The organism is Mycobacterium sp. (assembly GCF_035314665.1).
GTDB lineage: Bacteria > Actinomycetota > Actinomycetes > Mycobacteriales > Mycobacteriaceae > Mycobacterium.
Genome location: NZ_DATFZD010000280.1, coordinates 1 through 18,313 on the forward strand (window position 1 = coordinate 1; position 18,313 = coordinate 18,313).

The 18,313-nt window shown below is 62.9% G+C and carries 16 protein-coding genes and 1 pseudogene; 6 read left to right on the top strand and 11 right to left on the bottom strand.

From position 1 onward, the window contains the following. From VKI00_RS19805 to VKI00_RS19830, 6 genes and pseudogenes are all read right to left on the bottom strand, one after another. Positions 1–1,213, bottom strand: a pseudogene (locus tag VKI00_RS19805) (pyridoxal phosphate-dependent aminotransferase); the annotation flags it as partial. A 42-nt stretch (positions 1,214–1,255) separates the two neighbouring features. After that, positions 1,256–4,120 carry a 4Fe-4S dicluster domain-containing protein gene (locus VKI00_RS19810; RefSeq protein WP_324440400.1) on the bottom strand — a complete coding sequence of 955 codons (2,865 nt, stop codon included), beginning with the start codon at positions 4,118–4,120 and terminating at the stop codon, positions 1,256–1,258. Between the two features lie 158 nt (positions 4,121–4,278). Beyond that, a complete protein-coding gene (locus VKI00_RS19815; RefSeq protein WP_324440402.1) occupies positions 4,279–4,731 on the bottom strand; it encodes a hypothetical protein in 453 nt (150 codons plus the stop codon). Between the two features lie 28 nt (positions 4,732–4,759). After that, entirely contained in the window at positions 4,760–5,206 is a 447-nt protein-coding gene (locus tag VKI00_RS19820) for a hypothetical protein (protein ID WP_324440404.1), read from the bottom strand. Between the two features lie 61 nt (positions 5,207–5,267). Beyond that, entirely contained in the window at positions 5,268–5,780 is a 513-nt protein-coding gene (locus tag VKI00_RS19825) for a hypothetical protein (RefSeq protein WP_324440406.1), read from the bottom strand. A 50-nt stretch (positions 5,781–5,830) separates the two neighbouring features. Then, positions 5,831–6,760 (bottom strand): LLM class F420-dependent oxidoreductase, encoded by a 930-nt coding sequence (locus VKI00_RS19830; RefSeq protein WP_324440408.1) that lies wholly within the window; start codon positions 6,758–6,760, stop codon positions 5,831–5,833. Between the two features lie 95 nt (positions 6,761–6,855). Between VKI00_RS19830 and VKI00_RS19835 the strand changes: the two genes are divergently transcribed. After that, on the top strand, positions 6,856–7,506 hold the full coding sequence (locus VKI00_RS19835; protein WP_324440410.1) for a DUF1345 domain-containing protein: 651 nt from the start codon (positions 6,856–6,858) through the stop codon (positions 7,504–7,506). Here the strand turns inward: VKI00_RS19835 and VKI00_RS19840 are convergent, their stop codons facing one another. Both VKI00_RS19840 and VKI00_RS19845 read right to left on the bottom strand, forming a co-directional pair. Further along, positions 7,507–8,067 (bottom strand): cupin domain-containing protein, encoded by a 561-nt coding sequence (locus tag VKI00_RS19840; protein WP_414687243.1) that lies wholly within the window; start codon positions 8,065–8,067, stop codon positions 7,507–7,509. A 10-nt stretch (positions 8,068–8,077) separates the two neighbouring features. Beyond that, complete coding sequence (locus tag VKI00_RS19845; RefSeq protein ID WP_324440412.1) at positions 8,078–8,755, bottom strand: cupin domain-containing protein; 678 nt, start codon at positions 8,753–8,755, stop codon at positions 8,078–8,080. 383 nt (positions 8,756–9,138) lie between these two features. Between VKI00_RS19845 and VKI00_RS19850 the strand changes: the two genes are divergently transcribed. Genes VKI00_RS19850 through VKI00_RS19860 form a run of 3 tightly spaced genes read left to right on the top strand, consistent with a single transcriptional unit; the run spans position 9,139 to position 12,428 of the window. Then, the gene (locus VKI00_RS19850) at positions 9,139–9,993 is read left to right on the top strand and encodes a hypothetical protein (RefSeq protein WP_324440414.1); all 855 of its coding nucleotides are present in this window, start codon (positions 9,139–9,141) and stop codon (positions 9,991–9,993) included. A 10-nt stretch (positions 9,994–10,003) separates the two neighbouring features. Next, on the top strand, positions 10,004–11,605 hold the full coding sequence (locus VKI00_RS19855) for a hypothetical protein (protein ID WP_324440415.1): 1,602 nt from the start codon (positions 10,004–10,006) through the stop codon (positions 11,603–11,605). Between the two features lie 46 nt (positions 11,606–11,651). Then, positions 11,652–12,428 carry a hypothetical protein gene (locus tag VKI00_RS19860; RefSeq protein ID WP_324440417.1) on the top strand — a complete coding sequence of 259 codons (777 nt, stop codon included), beginning with the start codon at positions 11,652–11,654 and terminating at the stop codon, positions 12,426–12,428. Here VKI00_RS19860 and VKI00_RS19865 read toward each other — a convergent pair. The 3 genes from VKI00_RS19865 to VKI00_RS19875 all read right to left on the bottom strand — a co-directional run bounded on the left by VKI00_RS19865 (position 12,425) and on the right by VKI00_RS19875 (position 16,278). After that, a complete protein-coding gene (locus VKI00_RS19865) occupies positions 12,425–13,018 on the bottom strand; it encodes a phospholipase D-like domain-containing protein (RefSeq protein WP_324440419.1) in 594 nt (197 codons plus the stop codon). The two genes, VKI00_RS19860 and VKI00_RS19865, sit on opposite strands and share 4 nt — an antisense overlap. A gap of 11 nt (positions 13,019–13,029) precedes the next feature. Next, positions 13,030–14,196 (bottom strand): phospholipase D-like domain-containing protein, encoded by a 1,167-nt coding sequence (locus VKI00_RS19870; protein WP_324440421.1) that lies wholly within the window; start codon positions 14,194–14,196, stop codon positions 13,030–13,032. 162 nt (positions 14,197–14,358) lie between these two features. Further along, positions 14,359–16,278 carry a hypothetical protein gene (locus VKI00_RS19875; RefSeq protein WP_324440424.1) on the bottom strand — a complete coding sequence of 640 codons (1,920 nt, stop codon included), beginning with the start codon at positions 16,276–16,278 and terminating at the stop codon, positions 14,359–14,361. A gap of 372 nt (positions 16,279–16,650) precedes the next feature. Between VKI00_RS19875 and VKI00_RS19880 the strand changes: the two genes are divergently transcribed. Further along, positions 16,651–16,791 (top strand): hypothetical protein, encoded by a 141-nt coding sequence (locus VKI00_RS19880; RefSeq protein ID WP_324440426.1) that lies wholly within the window; start codon positions 16,651–16,653, stop codon positions 16,789–16,791. A gap of 1,018 nt (positions 16,792–17,809) precedes the next feature. Continuing rightward, positions 17,810–18,313 (top strand): IS6 family transposase (locus VKI00_RS19885; protein WP_324440428.1); only part of this gene is annotated, 504 nt, incomplete at its 3' end.

Below are 18,313 nucleotides of genomic sequence, written 5' to 3' on the forward strand. Positions count from 1 at the left end.
GACCACGGCAGCGTCACGATCCGCAGGTGATCCGGTGCCGGCCAATTGAATCCGGTGCCCTGAGTGACCAGGATTTTCTCCGACAACAGCAGATCCAGGACGAGTTGCTCGTCGTCCTCGATCTCGTGCACCTCGGGATCCAGCCGCGGGAACGTATAAAGCGCACCAGCGGGTTTGACGCACGACACCCCGGGGATCTCGTTGAGTTTGGACCAGGCCACGTCGCGTTGTTCGATCAGTCGTCCGCCCGGCAGCACGAGGTCGTCGATGCTTTGGTGACCGCCGAGGGCGACCTGGATCGCGTGCTGCGCAGGCACATTCGGGCACAACCGCATATTCGCGAGCAGGTGAATGCCTTCGATGAAACTGCTGGCGTGGTCCTTGGGCCCGGTGATCGCCAGCCAGCCGGCGCGGTATCCCGCAACGCGATAGGCCTTGGACAGACCATTGAAGGTCAGGCACAACACGTCTGGTGCGACCGAGGCCATGCCGATGTGCTTGGCATCGTCGTAGAGAATCTTGTCGTAGATCTCGTCGGCGAGCAACAGTAGCTGGTGTTTGCGCGCCAGATCGGCTATCTGCGAGAGTATTTCGCGACCGTAGACCGCGCCGGTTGGATTGTTGGGGTTGATGACGACCAACGCCTTGGTGCGCTCGGTGATCTTCGACTCCAGGTCGGCGATATCCGGCTGCCAGCCTTGTGTTTCGTCGCACAGGTAATGCACCGGTGTGCCGCCGGCAAGCGAGGTCGACGCCGTCCACAGCGGATAGTCGGGCGCCGGGATCAAGACCTGATCCCCGTTGTCCAGCAGCGCCTGCAGCGTCAACGTGATCAGCTCCGAGACCCCGTTGCCCAGATACACGTCGTCGACGTCGAATCGTGGGAAGCCCTCGACGAGTTCGTAGCGGGTGACAACCGCGCGCCGCGCCGACAGGATGCCCTTGGAGTCCGAGTAGCCCTGCGCGTACGGCAGCGCCTGGATCATGTCACGCATGATCACGTCGGGTGCTTCGAAGCCGAACGGCGCGGGGTTGCCGATGTTCAGCTTGAGGATGCGGTGCCCTTCGGACTCCAGCCGCGCCGCGTGATCGTGCACCGGACCGCGGATCTCATAGAGCACATCCTGCAGCTTCGAAGACTGCGCGAACGTGCGCTGCCGCGGCTGATGACCCGTGGTATGCCAGGGCAGCTGATGCGTAGTCACTCAACTATGGTGCCATGGCTGTCTAATAATTAATGCACGCAGCGGTCTGATCAGCGCTTTCCGGGTGGACGGGCACCCCTGGCGATGCCCAATCCTTTAACCGGCGCCGCTGGCGCATTGGTCTCGCCATCCTGACCTGCAGGCTGCGGTTCGCTGGCTGCTTGCGGCTCGGGCTTTGCTTCCGGCTCCGCCGCCGGCGCCGCGGGTTGTGCAGCGGGAGTGGCCTTTTTGGCACCGGGCCGTTTGGCCCCAGCCGCGATGCCCAGACCCTTGACGGGGGGGGCCGGCGCCTTGGCTTCCGGAGCCGCCGCGGGTTCGGCTTTCGCTTCAGGCTGTGGCGCAGGCGCGGATTGGGTTGGCGCTGCGGCCTTTTTGGCACCCGGTCGTTTGGCGCCGCCGGCGATGCCCAGACCCTTGACCGGCGCGGCAGGAGCCTTGGCTGCCGGGACTTCTTCGGTGGGCTGCTTCGATGCGGATTGCGTTGGCGCTGCGGCCTTTTTGGCCCCCGGCCGTTTGGCGCCGCCGGAGATGCCCAATCCGGTGACGGCCTTGGCGGCCTTCTCCGGTGCCGGTGCCGCCGCTGCTGTCGGTGCGGCGGCTTCCGGTTCGGTAGTTTCCTTCGCCGGGGCGGTCGCGGTTGTCGCCTCAGCCTGGGGCGCGGGAGCAGCCTTTTCGGCATACTCGGCGGCCTTCCTGGCCGCGGTGCCCTTCTCCGGCAGCGTGATAGTGCTGCGGTCGAGCGACTCGAGCAGCAGCTGCGCCACGTCGCGCACGTCGACGCCCTCGCGTCCGGCGGCTTCCTGACGGTCGTTGACGCCATCGGTGACCATCACCCGGCAGAACGGGCATGCGGTGGCCACGGTGGTCGCGCCGGTAGCCAGCGCCTCGTCGACGCGTTCGTGGTTGATCCGCTTGCCGATGTGCTCTTCCATCCACATCCGCGCGCCGCCGGCGCCGCAGCAGAAGCTGCGGTCGGCGTGACGCGGCATTTCGGCCAGCTTTGCGCCCGAGGCGTTGATCAACTCACGCGGCGCTTCGTAGACCTTGTTGTGCCGGCCCAGGAAGCACGGGTCGTGATAGGTGATGTCTTCGGAGACCGGGCTCACCGGAACCAGCTTCTTGTCGCGCACCAGCCGGTTGAGCAGCTGAGTGTGGTGCAGCACAGTGTAATTGGCGCCCAGCTGACGATATTCGCGGCCGAGGGTGTTGAAGCAGTGCGGGCAGGTGACCACGATCTTGCGGTCGACGGTCTCCACGCCTTCGAACAGTCCGTCCAATGTCTCGACGGCCTGCTGCGCAAGCTGCTGGAACAAGAACTCGTTACCCGAACGACGAGCCGAGTCGCCGTTGCAGGTTTCGCCGGTGCCCAGCACCAAATACTTCACCCCCGCGGTGGCCAGCAGTTCGGCGACCGCCTTGGTGGTTTTCTTGGCCTTGTCGTCGTAGGCGCCGGCGCAGCCGACCCAGAACAGGTACTCATAACCGTCGAAGCTGTCGACGTCTTCGCCATAGACCGGCACATCGAAGTCGACCTCGCTGATCCAGTTGGTCCGGTCGGAGGCGTTCTGGCCCCACGGGTTGGCTTTGGTCTCAAGGTTTTTGAACAGCACCGACAGCTCGGAGGGGAACTCGGACTCCATCATCACCTGGTAGCGGCGCATGTCGACGATGTGGTCGATGTGTTCGATGTCCACCGGGCACTGCTCGACGCAGGCACCACAGTTCACGCAGGACCACAGCACGTCGGGGTCGATCACCCCGCCCTGTTCGGCAGTGCCGACCAGCGGGCGGGCGACCTGCTCGGGCCCGTGCCCGGGCACCCGGCCGAACCCGGACTCCGGCACATGGTGGCCCTCTTCCTTGACCGTCTCGAGGTCGAGTCCCTCGAGCGGCTCAGCGGTCTTCTCGCCAAGTAGGTAGGGCGCCTTGGCCATCCAGTGGTCGCGCAGGTCCATGATGACGAGCTTGGGCGAAAGGGGCTTGCCGGTATTCCAGGCCGGGCATTGCGACTGACAACGCCCGCATTCGGTGCAGGTGGCGAAGTCGAGCATCCCCTTCCAGGTGAAGTCCTCGATCTTGCCGCGGCCGAATTCCGCGTCGTCGGGCGGGTTTTCGAAGTCGATCGGCTTGCCGTGGGCCTCGACCGGCAGCAGCTGGCCCAACCCGTCGGGCAGTCGCTTGAACGTGACGTTGATCGGCGCCAGGAAGATGTGCAGGTGCTTGGAGTGCAGCACGATCAGCAAGAAGATAAGCGCCACAGCGATGTGAGCCAGCAGTGCGATCGTCTCGATCCACCCGTTGGCAGTCGGACCCAGCGGGTGCATGAGCGCGCCCATGGCGTGCGAGAAGAATGCGCCCTTGCCGTACGGGAAGTTCCCGGTGTTCACGGCGGCACCGCGGAAGATCGAGTAGCTGAAGATGACCATGAAGATCATGAACAGGATCAGCCAGGCGCCGCCGGTGTGTGAGCCGTAGAACCGTGACGAACGGCCGTACTCCTTCGGTTCGGAGCGCAACCGGATGATGGCGAACGTGGTGATGCCGGCTAACACCCCAAGGGCGATGAAGTCCTGCAGGAAGCCCAGCGCGTCCCACCGGCCGACGATCGGGATGTGGAAATTGGGCTGGAACAAGGTGCCGTAGGCCTCGATGTAGACCGTGATCAGAATGAAGAAGCCCCACATGGTGAAGAGGTGGGCCAGCCCAGGAATGGACCATTTCAGCAGCCGGCGCTGCCCGAACACCTCGGCGATCTGCGTCCAGATCCGCGTGCCGATGTCGTTGGTGCGACCAGAGGCCGGCTGGCCGGAAAGCACGAGTTTGACCAGCCACAAGACCCGGCGAAGGGCGAACAAGGCGATGATCGCCGTCATGCCCAGACCCACTACCAGTCTGATCAGCGTCTGCGTTTCCACGGAGCGTCTCCCAAATTCCGAGGTTACTGAGCGGTAACTAACTACATGTTACTAGCCAGTAACTTAATCACCAGGCCCGCTCATAGTTACATCTTTCTGGTGCTGACCGCAGCAAAGGCTGCCCTAACCTGGCTGCGGCGACTGCGGCTTCCAGACGTTTACGGGTTGTAGCCCGGCACGTGAATCGGGGGTAGCCCGGGAATTTGGGGGATGTTGCCGTTCCACCAATGGTGACGAGGACGTTGCTGCTGCGTCCAGGTGGTGACGGGTGGCTCGGGCTCCCACGTCGTCGTCTCGGGCGGAGGGGACGTCGTGGTCGGCAGGGTCGATGACGGTGTAGTCGTCCGGGCCGGTGCGGTTGATGACGGCGTGGTTGTCGACGGCCGGGTGGTGGCCGGTGCGTTGCCGCCGTTGCCGGTGGCCAGGATGATCAGGCCGTAGACGATGATGGCGATCAGCAGCAGCACCGCCAGGCCCCACAGGGCCAGCACCCACTTTTTGAGGAACCAGGGTGAAGAAGTCTCGACCGCATCGAACGATTCGGTCGCGCCGAAATTCACGTCGCGCGTGGAGTAACCGTCGACGTCATACGGTGGTCTGCCGCCCCCCACACTGACAGATCGTACCGATGCTCGACCGCTACGGCATACCGCCGCCGTCGTGGTGGTGATGATGGTGGCGACCATCGTCGATGCTCGTGCTCGTCGGCGGTGCGGTGGTCGGCGGCGTGGTCGTCTCCGCGCTGGTCGTCGGCACTTCGGTCAGGGTGGTCGTGGGAGCGGGGGCGACCGGCGCGGTGGTCGTTGCGGTGCTAGAGGATGGCGGGGTGGTCGTGACGGCCGATGTCGTCGACGACGTCGAGGGGGACGTGGAGCCGCCGCCGTGGGTCAGCTCGAGGATTCCCCAGATCACCAGCGCGACGAGGATGGCAGCTAGCACTCCCAAACCGATCAAAGCGGCGGGCTTGCGATGCCATGGGGTCGACCCAGGCTCGGGGTGCTGTTGCCCGTCGTCGCCGTAGTCGCTGTAGTTGTACTGGCCGGTCGGCGCTTCACTTGGGTCGTCTGGAGGTCCATAACCCGTCACGGGCGCCGATCCTAGCGGTGCATTCCGGCCGCTCCGCGACCGAGCCTTGAGCCGCCGCGCCTCAGAAACCGTGCGGCAGCGTAATCACGGTGTGCGGCAACGTGATCGTCGACGGAATGTGCGGCATATGGTGGTGATGCTCCGGGGGCGGGGCCTGGGCAGGAGGCGGGGCGTTCCCAGCCGGCGGCCCCTGCTCTTCCGACGAGGACGGCGACGGCGGTGGCGTGGCCGTCGTCGACGGTGGTGTTGTCGACGGGGTTGGTGACGACGACCGCGTGGGTGTCGTTTCCGGTGTGGTCGTCGACGGGCCACCGGCGGTGCCGTGGGACAGCTGGATGAGGCCGTAGATGATCAGCACGATCAGGATGGCGACCATCGTGGCCCAGACGGCCAGCAATGACCGGTTCCGATACCACGGGGCCGGCGGCGATTCCTGTTCGGGCGGTTCCGGTTCAGCAGACTGCGAGTAATCCGGGTAGTCGTCCGGACTCGGCGGCGGCGACTCGCCCGCGCCGTATTCGGCCATCCGAGTCGGCCGATTGCTCGGGTCGTCCGGAGGACCGTAACCAGTCACACCCCGATGCTACTGACATCCGGCGGACCGGTCGGTTTGCGGCGCGGGCGTCAGAGCTGCCGATTTACCTTGTCGGCGAAAAGTCGCAGGTGCTCGAGATCGGACAGGTCGAGCAGCTGCAGATATACTCGCTGCACACCGATATCCGCGAACGGTCCAAGCTGCTCGACAATCTCGCCCGGCGTACCCACCAGCGGAGAATTGGACCGCAGCTCGTCGACCTCGCGGCCGATCGCGGCGGCCCGGCGACTGATCTCCGAGTCGTCGCGTCCGGCGCACACCACGAACGCCGCGGAATACGTCATGGAATCGGCGGGCCGGCCGACCGCATCGACCGCTTCGCGGACCCGCTCGAATTGCGTCTTGATGGTGTCCAACGAGGCGAACGGCACGTTGAACTCGTCGGCGAACGTCGCGGCCAGCGCCGGCGTCCGGTTTGCGCCCGTCCCGCCGATGATGATCGGTGGATGGGGCCGTTGCACCGGCTTCGGCAGGGCCGGCGAGTCGTTGATCGCGTAGTGTGCACCCGCGTAGTCGAATGATTCACCGACCGGCGCGGTCCACAGTCCGGTGATCATTTCCAGCTGCTCGGTGAGCCGGGCGAATCGCTCGCGCAGCGGTGGGAAGGGGATCGCATAGGCCACGTGCTCGCGTTCGAACCAGCCGGTGCCGATGCCGAATTCGACTCGCCCGTTGCTCATTTCGTCGACCTGGGCTACCGAGATGGCCAACGGGCCGGGATGGCGGAACGTTGCCGAGGTAACCATTGTGCCCAACCGGATCGACGACGTCTCGCGGGCGATGGCGCCCAATGTCACCCAGGAGTCGGTCGGTCCGGGCAGTCCGTCGCCGCTCATCGCTAGGTAATGGTCGGACCGGAAGAACGCGGAAAACCCCAACGCTTCGGCGGTCTGCGCAACGGCTAGCTGGTCGGAGTAGCTGGCGCCTTGCTGCGGTTCAACGAATACCCGAAAGTCCACGAGCGCCAGCCTATGCCGACCGGCCCGGCCTCTCCTCGCGCCGCCCCCGGCACTCAGGTCAGCGGACGACCCGTGCTGATGGTTAGGTCGGGATTGTGAATTCCTCGGCGAAGTTATTCCGCGACACCGTCGCGGTTCGGATATTGGTCTCCGTGGCGCTCGGTGTCGCCGTCGCTCTCGCGGTGGCCAACACGGTCGGTTGGCGATTTGCGCTTGCCGGCTGGGTTACTACCGCCGCGGTGTATGTCCTGTGGACGCAATTCATCCTGGGCAGAATGGACGCGGAGCAAACTTGCAGATGGGTGACGCGGGAGGATCCGACTCGGTGGGTTGCCGACGCGGTCATCCTGTCGGCAAGCATCGCGAGCCTGGGTGGTGTCGGTTACGTGGTGGTCGCGGGATCGCATTCCGGCAACGGGGCCATCGAAGCCGCCGTCGTCGGTCTCCTGACCGTAGGGGCGTCCTGGTTTTCGGTGCACACTCTTTTCACCGTGCGCTATGCGCGGCTCTATTACTCCGACGACCCGGGCGGTATCGATTTCCACGACCCGGAGTCGCCCTGCTTTCGGGATTTCGCCTATCTCGCCTACACCGTCGGCATGACCTACCAGGTGTCAGACACCGAGATCGGGTTGACATCCATCAGGGCGACGGTGCTGCGCCACGCGATCCTCTCCTACCTACTGGGTGCCGTCGTCCTGGCGGTCACGATCAACCTGATCGCGGGACTTGGCGCCAAATTCTGATTAGTGCGATCGCAGGATGGTGATCGCCTTGTCGATCTTTTTCAAGGAGGTGAATGTCCCTGGGGGAACGCCGAAGACGGCGGCCAACACCGGGGGCGGAAGCTGACTCAAGGACTCGCCGATGCCGATGTTGTCTTTGTCCTCAGGTGCACTGGTGTTCTGGATGATCAGCACGTCCAGGTCTTCGGTGCCGTGGTTCTCGAAGTAGTGAAAGGAACCCTGGGGTGCGAACACGAGGTCGTCGACGTGGGCGTCGAAACTTTCGTGGTTGCCGTTCCCGTCGATGAGGACCCAGCTGGCGACTCCCTTAGTGACCAGGTTGAGCTCCCACGCGCTGGGATGCCAGTGCGGTTCGCGAATACCCCCGGGCTGCAACGTGATCAGCTGGATGCTGGCCTCTTGACCTTTGAGTATCGGGAAATTGTCTTCGTGCGCCTGCTGTTGTGTACCCCCGTCATAAGTGATCGGGGGCACGGCGGTGAGATGGAACAGGTGCGATTGCGAGGTGATCGTTTCCGAGGGGATGCGGGGATCACCGAAGCGAGCCGCGTCATCGGTCATTGCCTCTTCCTTAGTGGGAACGCAGGATGACGATCGCGTTGTCGAACTTTTTGAACGGCTTGAATGTCTCTGCGGGAACGCCGAAGACGGCGGACAACACCCGGGGTGGAAGCATGCTGAGGGACTCGCCTATGCCGATGTTGTCCTTGGATTCGGGTGTGCTGGTGTTCTGGATGATCACGATTTTCATGTCGTCCGGGCCACGGTTCTCGAAGTAGTGGAAGGAACCCTGCGGCGCGAATACCACGTCGCCGACATGTTGGTCGAAACTCTCGTGGTTGCCGTTTCCGTCGACGAGAGCCCAGGCCGCGACTCCCTTGGTGACGATGTTGATCTCCCACGCGCTGGGATGCCAGTGCGGCTCGCGGATACCGCCGGGGACCAACGTGAGCAACACGACGCTGGCCTGTTGCCCCTTGAGGATCGGAAAATCGTCCTCGTCCGCCTGCTGAAACGAGCCACCGTCATAGGTGGCTAAGGGCTGAGCACCGAGATGGAACAGGTGCGATTTCGACGTGATCGTCTCAGCGGGTATGCGCGGATCACCAAACTTTGTCGCATCGTCGATCAGCGCCTCTTCCTTATCGGTGCGGTAGCCGGAGACAAACCGGTCGACGCCCACACCGGTCGCGGCCGCGCCGGCGGCCAGGCCCGCCCCACCCAAGACCTTGCGACGATTAATCGGCACCTTGCTGAAATTACCGCAGCCCTCACGACCCGGTCTAGATCACTTCGACCTAGTGGCGCCACTCAGAAGGTGTCGACGTGCTCGATGCTGACTCGACCACCTGGGCGTTTGCACCCTCAAGCTGTGTTGGTTGCTCGACAAACCGCCTGGCCACTCGGTCGGCGCATTGATGGATCGATGCGCAAATGCGTGCCACAACAGCGCCGGCACGCCGACTTGGCGGCAGTCGGCATTCGTAACCCAACCTTGTAGCCTTTCGGGCCCAGCCGCATGATGACGCTCTAGTCAATTGGACCAATTGGCGACTCGACGTGTGTATGGTCCTCAACAAGTACGGGGCCAACCACCCGCGAGCATCAGCATCTGTGACCTGGGGAATCGACATGACGATCATAGACGAATCGCTGAGCGACCGCTCCAAGAAACTTGCAGAGGAAGGAAACATCCTCGGCAAAACGACCGTCTATCTGTCTGGCCCGATGGACTTCGTCGCCGATCGTAACCAAGAGGCTAAAACCGGCTGGCGGACTCGTATCTCGCAATTTCTGAAGGCCAGAGGCGTCAAGGTCGAAGACCCGTGGAATAAACCAGACGTTGCCGGCATGCGGCACTACGGCAAAGAAGACGAGTTCAGCACCCAACTTCGAGCAGACTGGACCTATGACGACACACCCGCGGGCCGGATAAAACGGGCCCAGATCTCCGAGAAGTTTTGGCCGACGGTGCATATGGACCTGCGCATGACCGATCTGGCCAATTTCATCATCGCGTATTGCCCGACCAACACCTACAGCGTCGGCACAGTTCACGAGATCGCATTGGCACGCCAGGAACACAAACCCGTCCTGCTCGTGACACCACGCCTGAAGATGGGCAAAGCAGACGAGCTCGAACAACACCTCCAGGGTGACCAGAAAGGCCTACAGCTGCTCGAGCAACTGCGCGCCGAGGCCATCATTAAGCCTAATCCCGGCGGTGCGCCAAGCATATGGTACATGGGCATGGTCAAGTCCGAGGACTACTTCTTTGACGGGTTCGGCTTCGCCCGCTACATGAAGGAAATGGGTTGGGAGCGCAACGAACTACTCGACGCACGAGAGGAAGACCTGCCCCCGCAGCGCCCACTGCTGCCCTACCTGGACCATCTCAATAGCGCCATCCCGAAAAGCTACAACTCCGCGGGAGCCGAGGTGGAAAACGCCGACTGGCTCATCTTCGACGCTCCAGCGTCCGACTGAGGCCACCGCAATGAACGCCGATCGCCTTCGACCGCTGGAACACTACGACGCCGAGCGGTTCGGCCCGATCCTGGGTGTCAGCGACGTGGGCACCGGCGTCGCAGAAATCGTGCGCGCCGCCGACGCGTCGGCCAAGAGCACCGCCGCCGACACCAGCGCTCCCGATGTCGTCGGGGTGATCGTCGACGGCGAACGGATGACCAGCGGCGGCGAGGCACCGATCGGGCCCGACCAATACGCGGCGATCATCGCGGCATCGGCGGGCCGGGTTTACAACACCACCAACGTCAGTATCCGAGTCAGCGCACGCAATGACCTCCCGTTCCCTGAAGTCGAGGTGGCCGGCAAGCAGAGCAAAGGTGTTGATGCCATCGCCGCCGAGGTGACCCGGCTGTTTTCACCCTTCGTGCAGACTCCCGACGGGAAACCGCGCCCGCTGCTGGTGCGACTGGTGGTGCCTGCCGGCGCTGACGCATCGGCGTTGGATACCGTTCGGCAGGTCGTCGCCGCGATCGACACGGCGCGCCGAGACCACAAACTGGGGCCCGCAGACGTGCACCGCGTGGGTTTGCTCGTGATGTACGACGATCGAATCGACAGTGCCGACTTCGATTTCATCAAGCAGCTGATAACTCTCGCAAAGGACCTTCACCTACCACAGGTCGCGGTCGACGGTGCTCTGGTCCCGGCCGCGCGCGCCCACATGGGCGTACAAGGCGTGCTCAACGTGCTGCCCCCCGATGAGGCGAATCAACTACTCGGCTACGCGACGCAATGCGGTGTGGAACTTGCTCCGCGATACACCTACGACGAGATGTCCGGCGCGGTCGGGGTCTGGGCTGAGATGTCCGCCGCACAACATTATGGTTTCGCGGGAGCCAAGTACGGGCTGACGCCGCTGACCTTCGCTGAGCAGACCAACGTCGTCGCCGCGGTGCAGAACTGGGTCACCGGCCTCACCGCGATCCCGGCGTTTTACGCCGACACCCCCTTCGTGTCGGACACCGAGATCATTCTCAGCGATGCAGCCGCCAACGCGTTACGGATCTGGCTGGACATGGTCGCCGCCCACGGCACCCGCGTGGTGCTTGTCGATTGTCCGGACCGCATACTACCTCGCATCGACCCCGAGGCCCGGTGGAGCACGCGAACGCTGCTGCACTCATCACAGACCCCCAACGGGGTGTTCACCCTGGCCCAGATCGGCGAACTGCACAGCTACGCAAAACAATTGGGCATCCGCATCCTGTGGTCTGGAGGGATCCCCGCACAGGGAGCGTTCGACCTGGGCCGCCAACAGGTATTCGGGATCTTCAGCACAAGCAGCACCGCACACCTGGTCGCTGTCGGTGGTGTCCTCGCATCCGACCCGCAGCTGCCCGCCGAGGATGAGCCGACCTTCGAGGGCGTGCGGCGCATTCATGCGCTGCTGCAAGCGGGCTTTCTGTGCGCCGTCCTCAACGACTCCACGCTCGTCGACACGATTCATGCCGCCGCTCAATCTGTCATCGCCACCCCGCCAGCCGACAACACGTTGCCCGACCTGCTGGCAGTCCTTGATACGGCGCTCACTACGGGATGGACAACGCATTGGAAAGCCCTCGATCGCTAGCACAGAAAAGGCGGTCACCGCCCGCGCGACGTCAGGAGAAACCGCCATGCCCGTCAGCCCGCTAGCGCTTCCGACCCCACCGGACGGTGTCTGTGTATTTCGAGGCCACCGAGCCCAACGCCTTTCCCAGGCACAGTTTTTCGATGAGCTCGGCCACACCTTCATGCCCGGAACACCGTTGATGCAGGCGCCGCTCGGCCTGGCCGCCTACGCGCCGGCCGTGCTCGACCACCCCGATCCACCCAAGGGATACCCCGATGAAATCGCCATCGTCGCCTACGCCTCGCGCGAGATCTATGACGCCAAACGCACATCGTCGCTGTCGCGCCGGATGTACACGCATGCGCACTGGTCGGTGTTCGATATGGACCGATCGACCGCGACCTTCCCGGTAAGCATCGAAGACAACCCTGCTGACGACGCCGACACAACCTGGTATCTGTTCGACACTCCGATCGATTGGCAAGACGGCCAAACCCGCGTCGCGTTCATCACCCCGGCGGCGCCAGACGCGGGTTTCCCCGCAGCGCTGCGCGCCTCGGCACACGCCGCGGCCCCTACCGTTCATGAGCGCGGATGCGATCAGGTGATCGCCGTCGCCACACCAGACTATGCCGCGATGTGGATGCACACCTCCACACCGCCTTCTGCCCCACTGGCCGACCTTCAACTGTCGCCCGCGGGCAGCGTGGTGACCCGCGAACTGGTATGCCAACGGGCGTATATGCGCGGCGATGATGACAGCGGCGTAAAGATCAGTGGCGCAGCATCATTCAGCTTCATCTTTTCCCGTGACCTTCAATACTTCGCCGCCCAGCCCTAAGACATGGCCCGCGCCTTGGTTATTGGCGGAACGGGAATGTAGGTGTCGTCGAACACGTCAAGACGCTTACGCCGTATCTTGCCAACGGTGTATTTCTGTTGCCAATCAGGGGTCTCGTCAAGAAAGAGGCTGGCACCCTGATCGCTATCGTGCCCGTGGCGGGCTTCCATGACGCTGCGGAAGTAGTAATGGTTGAACAGACGATTGAACTCCGTGAAGTAAATATCTGCCGCGCGGTAGTTGCCCCGGATCGCCAGCATGTTTTCATCGTTGGCCCGCGTCGACGCGTCGCTGAAGTTCGCCGACCCGGTGACGACGATGGGGTCATCACCTAGCGGGTCTACCAGCATAAATTTCGAGTGCACGTAGTGGACGTGGGCATTGAGGCCCAGTGCGCCTGTGGTGGTTTCGCGCACCCATTGGTACACGGGCTCTTCAATGTAGCTGCCCCATGCCTCGCAGACATTGTTGGTGGAGTTGATCCGAATGAAGGGCTTGTGACTGCGCGGGTTGGGCTCGTCTTGACGCTCAAGCAGCGCAAAGATCAACGCACTGCGGTCGGTGTTGTCGGTCAGCAGCGTCTTGAACACGTCGGCGATTCCTAAGGCCAGGGTGATGCATCCTGGTGTTCCGCTGTGTCCAGCAGTTGCGCATAACTGGTGAGCAACGACGCGGTGGGTCTCGGCGAAAGCAACGCCGTGGTGCCTTCGGGCAGGTCGTGCAGGTCTGCCGGCGCCTCCGAGAGTTGTTCGACGGCAGCTTGGAAGGTGGCGTTTTTCTCCTTTTTCTCCGCAGCCGAGTCGTCGGCGGTTGCGCCGGGGTCGGTTTTCAGCAGGTCCCAGTAGTCGGCATACTTTTGGGCGACCGCGGGATTGCGCAGCCAGTGCCCGACATTGGTCTGTCCGGCCACACCGCCGAGCGTGAGGTTGGTCGAGCCAGTCCACACCTGCACCGGCTGGCCACCGCGGATGAGAACCATGAATTTGTTGTGCGCGATGGTGTTCGGCCGCGCTGTGCGGGCCGTATAGTTTTGCGCGGGGAACCCGCTGCGCTTGAGCTCGTCAAGGTTTTCGTTACGCGGAAACTTCGCCGCGTTGTCTTTCAGATCGACGATGATCTGCACGTCAACTCCGCGCCCAAGCGCGTCCAAGAGCGCGTCGGTGGCGGGAGGATAACTGAATTCATAAAAGCAGCCGAGCAACCGGTCCCCGGGTTCGGCCCTCTTGATGAATTCCAGCAGCATCTCGCCGAGGTCGCGGCTAAGCCATTGGATCGCTTCAGCCCTGGTCGCGTCGTCGAGCTTGTCGATGGGTGTCGACCCGAACCGGCGTTCGTAGGCTTGGCTGGCCGCCACACCCCTGTTGAAAAAGACGTCGTGCTCGGAGTCGGTCAATAGCGGCTCGCTATGGATCGTGACCGTCAGCGGGGCTGTGGACCGATCGAGGTTTCCCGGGCTGCCTTTAAGCGGATAGAAGCTGTAGGTGTAGTCGCGGTCGGGTTTCAGGGTGAAATCGTCCCACAGGAAACTCTGCACCGGTTGCTCATCGGTGCTGACATGAACGTTTTGCGGCGGATTCGGCATCACCGATTTGAAGACCTTGTACCCGGGCATGAAGAATTTTTCGTTCTCGACCGGATCATTGCGCTCAACAGCGAAGCCGAGCAGCCCGTCGTTGGCTGCCGGCGTGGTCAGAAGGGCGAATGACGCCGTGTTGACGCCAGTAACTGCTACGACATCACCGCTTCCTGAGTGCTCTCGAAATCTCATGACTGACCCTCCAGCTCAACAACCGGGCTCAACCAACCCTTGACGGGTCGGCGCATTCCGGGGTGCCCGGAGAACGTCAAAGATAGACCACCGCGACGCCGACCACACCGGCCGATTCGGCCCACCAATTCGAAGAAGGATGTCCAGTGTCGTTGTACCACTTCAGAACTCACTGGTCTTCGCCGCGTCGCTGGCGGAGATGTGGAACCCGGTTTCACCGGCGTCCAGCCGTTGCTGCACTTGGGCATTCAACGCCGGATTCGCCAGGAGCTCGTTCATTGTGTACGTCTTGTCGGTCACGCCGGCCGCGGCGCCTAACTGGAAAATCCCGAGACGGTCGTTGAAATAACCTGTCAGAATGGCTTCTCCGCGGTCGTTAAGCGTCGGCTTGATCCCGCGAGTGCTGGAATTCAGCGTTCCCTCGATGACTTGTACCGGGCCCTCGGTCTCGAACTGCAGGATCGTCGCGGCGCGGCCCAGCCCATCGGTGTGGCCGATGATCATCACCAATTCCGCGATCTGATGATCGACCAGCCGGCGCCGCGCCGCGACTGCATCGATCCCCCCGGTGGTATCGAGTTTCCGCAATCCCGCAGCGATCTCGTACTCGTTGTCTTTGTCCAATTCTGCGCGGAGCCGCGCCTCTTGCCGGTACGCGTTGTGCGGCTGGGTCAAGACAAACTGCACCCAACTCAACGCGGCGGTTTCCAGATCGCTGAATGTTCCCGGTGGCGCTGATTCGTGATCCAAGGTATACAGTGCGGCCAGTTCGGCCCGCCGCAACGCCTCAGCGCGCGCGACGTCTTCCTCTTGCCTTGTCATCTCTGGCCGCGGTTGGCGCCCAACACCATAGAGGTCAAGGTAGCTGTTGAAAAGGAACAGGGTATGGCTGTTGAGCTCATATCGGCTGCGGACACTCTGGTAAACCTTCTGGTGGACAAGCTCTTTGAGTAGCCGTGACACGTATCCAGACGTTTGGCTGCCGTTGCGCCACTCGTCCTCATTGAACAGCAGCGGCAACGAATACGGCGCCTCGTATCGGGCCAACTCCTGGTGGAGTTCCAGGCAAAACGCCAGGGTTCCCGGTGCATGGGCCCCAAAGCCCCACCCATAAACGCCCGTCTGGATGCCACCGACCGCTAGGCCTTTGTCCGGGCTCTCGTCGTTGACGGTCAGCTCGTAGGATTGCAGCAAAAGCCGCGGGGAACGGGCCTTCAACTCCACCGGAGCGACGGTAAACTTCCCCGCCAAGATGTCCTCGACCGGCGGCCTGACCCTAGCGGGAAGGAGCTCACCGAGCCCGGCACCGCCTTTGGCGCACAGATCATTGACGAAGGCGACCACTTCTGCGGGCACCGTCTGTTCTAAGGCCTCGGCGAAGTGATCCTCGTCGGGCACATTCAGTGACGTCAGCACATCGGCCAGGGCGACAAACTGCAGGCACACAAAAGCGAGCTCCACGACCTGGGCATCTACCGTGCGTCTGCTGAGATCGGCCGACATGATGTCGCCGACGTCAGCAGCGGCCCGGGCCGCAGACCGCGCAATCTCGTCGGCAGTTTCTCCGCGCGCCAACGCTAGCCGACGCGCTGCGCGCGCGGCGTCGAGCTGCTGCATCCACTTGCCCTCGGTGGGGTATCGCGCCTGGCTGTCTTCGAGCAGGGCTGCGCGCAGCTTCGCGTATTGCGCATCGGTGTAGCGCTTCGGGTCGCTGCCAAACGCCTCGGCGAACTCCAAGATGGCTAATTCCACATCCGAGTAGGTATCGCCGGCATTGCGGAAGTTAAGAAGGTTCGTCCACTTATCGACATACGTCGCATCGGACAGGCCGTGCTTTTTGGCGGTCAAATAGCCCAGCAGCGCGTGGTGCCTCATCGAATACCAGCAGCGCCGACTTTGGGCGATGTAGCTGATGACCAGCTCGCGCTGCACCCGGTCGACGAAGCCCGACATCTGAACACCGTTACGAAAAGACGGCTCGTCGAAGGTCAGGGTGGTGGAGTAGTTCAGCTGCTGCTCAAATACCCCCGGGATGTGCAGGAGGTAACGTCCCAGGTTGTTGGGGAAGGCCACAGGATTCAAATTGGCAGTCCAGATCCAGTCGGTCTCAGCCTGTAAGCCCTTGATCCAGTTTGCATTTCCGAGCGAGAGGTCCGCGTCGGCCAGAGGCAGCGAGCATGGCGGGCGCCCTTGCTGGCTCAGCGGCTTGCTAACAGATGTCGACATGAGCGGCGATCTCCCTTTGTGATGGGACCCCGTATGAGGTGGAGCCCGGTGGTCATTTTCGGTGTTTGTCCTCGTTGTCGCTGGTGTTCGATCGCGCTGGATCGGTGGTCGCGCCCCCAACGTGAAAAAGCCGAGACCGCAGGACAACGATCCCCCACGCCACGTCGGTCGGCGGACCGGTCGAGCCGGGCCACGAGGGTGCGCGTGATTTGCGGCCTGCGGTGGTGGTTGGTCGGCAAGACCGTTGACGGCATGGATGCACAAGCGCTGACCGCGATATTCTCAGGCACGCTCTTGGATGTGTGCCGTGATCTATCCGCCGGCCTGCGAACACCGTCGGGCGAGTTGCTGCGCATTGAAGACGCCTGACAACAATTGTCGAAGAAAAGTTCTGCATCGGCGCCGACCCTTGTGACCCAGAGGCATCTGCCCGCACGCTACGACCGCAGCTGACAGATCGCAATCGGACTATATACCGGTGGCGAAAGGCTACATCGGAAAACCGCGTGCACATCAGTCGAACACTTATACGCTGAACCCTCGCCGGTCTTTCAACGAGAAATTGTCAAGACCCGTGCCGTCTGTGATGGCTGAAGCCAACAGCTTCGCTGGCTCAACTCAGTCTCAGATTCTTTTCTGGGGTGCGTCTCCCGACGCCACACGAAGAACTCGTCCCATCCGGCAACAAACGCCACCGGTGGGCAAACGACGAGCTCCGTAGGTGCGCGGCGCAAGTCCCGATTCCCCCGGCCGACTGAAGCCGCCGGTCCCTGTCGGTCACGGTCACAGCCGCCGAGCTCTAAAGCAGCCATGCAACTGAATTTTGTGCCAAATATGCTGAGCGCACAGTGATCGACAACGATACGGTCAGCTGCCCAACCCGCAGACTGCCCAGCGTTTCTTCGATGCGGCGCCGCAGATCCGCGACTGCCACACATCGTCGATCACACCCACCACTAAAACAACTCGACACCTTCGGGTAGCCGCAGCCGACAAATAAATCATCGGCGGTTGCATGTTAGCGATATGCTGCCCGTCGATCTGGAAATCAGATGCAAGCTGCCGCGGCGCCGGTTTCGCCCCGCCCCGGGGGAGGGTGGTCGTCGCTGGGTCTGGACGCGGTGTGGCGCCCAACATAGCACCGCAGGATTCTAGGCCCCTTGGGCGACAAGCAGATTGGCGATCCAGAACCACTTGCGACGACCGGGCGATCTTGATGACTCGCGCTGAATAACGGAATCCGTCTTCAGCGTCGGGCGTCCTCGAGTATTACGTCGCTTGCTTTTTCGGCCAGCATGTAGACGGAGGTGACGATGAAGAACCCGTGGATGCGCGGGAAGGGCACTGTCACGTTGGTGAGTGTGGGCGACCTGGGAGGATTCGTGGGGTGACCACCGCAACGCCGTCGTACAAGGGCCACCGCTACCCGGTCGAGATCATCAACCACCGCGTGTGGCTGTACTTCAGGTTCCCGCTCAGCTTCCGTGAGGTCGAGGAGCTGATGCTGCTACGCGGTGTCGCGGTGAGTTACGAGACGATCCGGCGGTGGTGCGCCAAGTTCGGGCAGGCCTACGCCAACCAGCTGCGCCGGCGGCGCCCCCGCCCCGGCGATAAGTGGCACCTGGATGAGGTGTTTGTGAAGATCAACGGCGCACAGCGGTACCTGTGGCGCGCGGTCGACCAGCACGGCAATGTGCTCGACGTCTTGGTGCAGTCGCGCCGAAACGCGTTGGCCGCCAAGAAGTTCTTGCGCAAACTCCTCAAGGGCCTGCGGTACGTGCCGCGTGTGATCGTCACCGACAAGCTCGCCAGCTACCAGGTGGCGCACCGCGAGCTCGTGCCGTCGGTGGCCCACCGGCGGTCGCGGTATCTGAACAACAGGGCCGAGAAC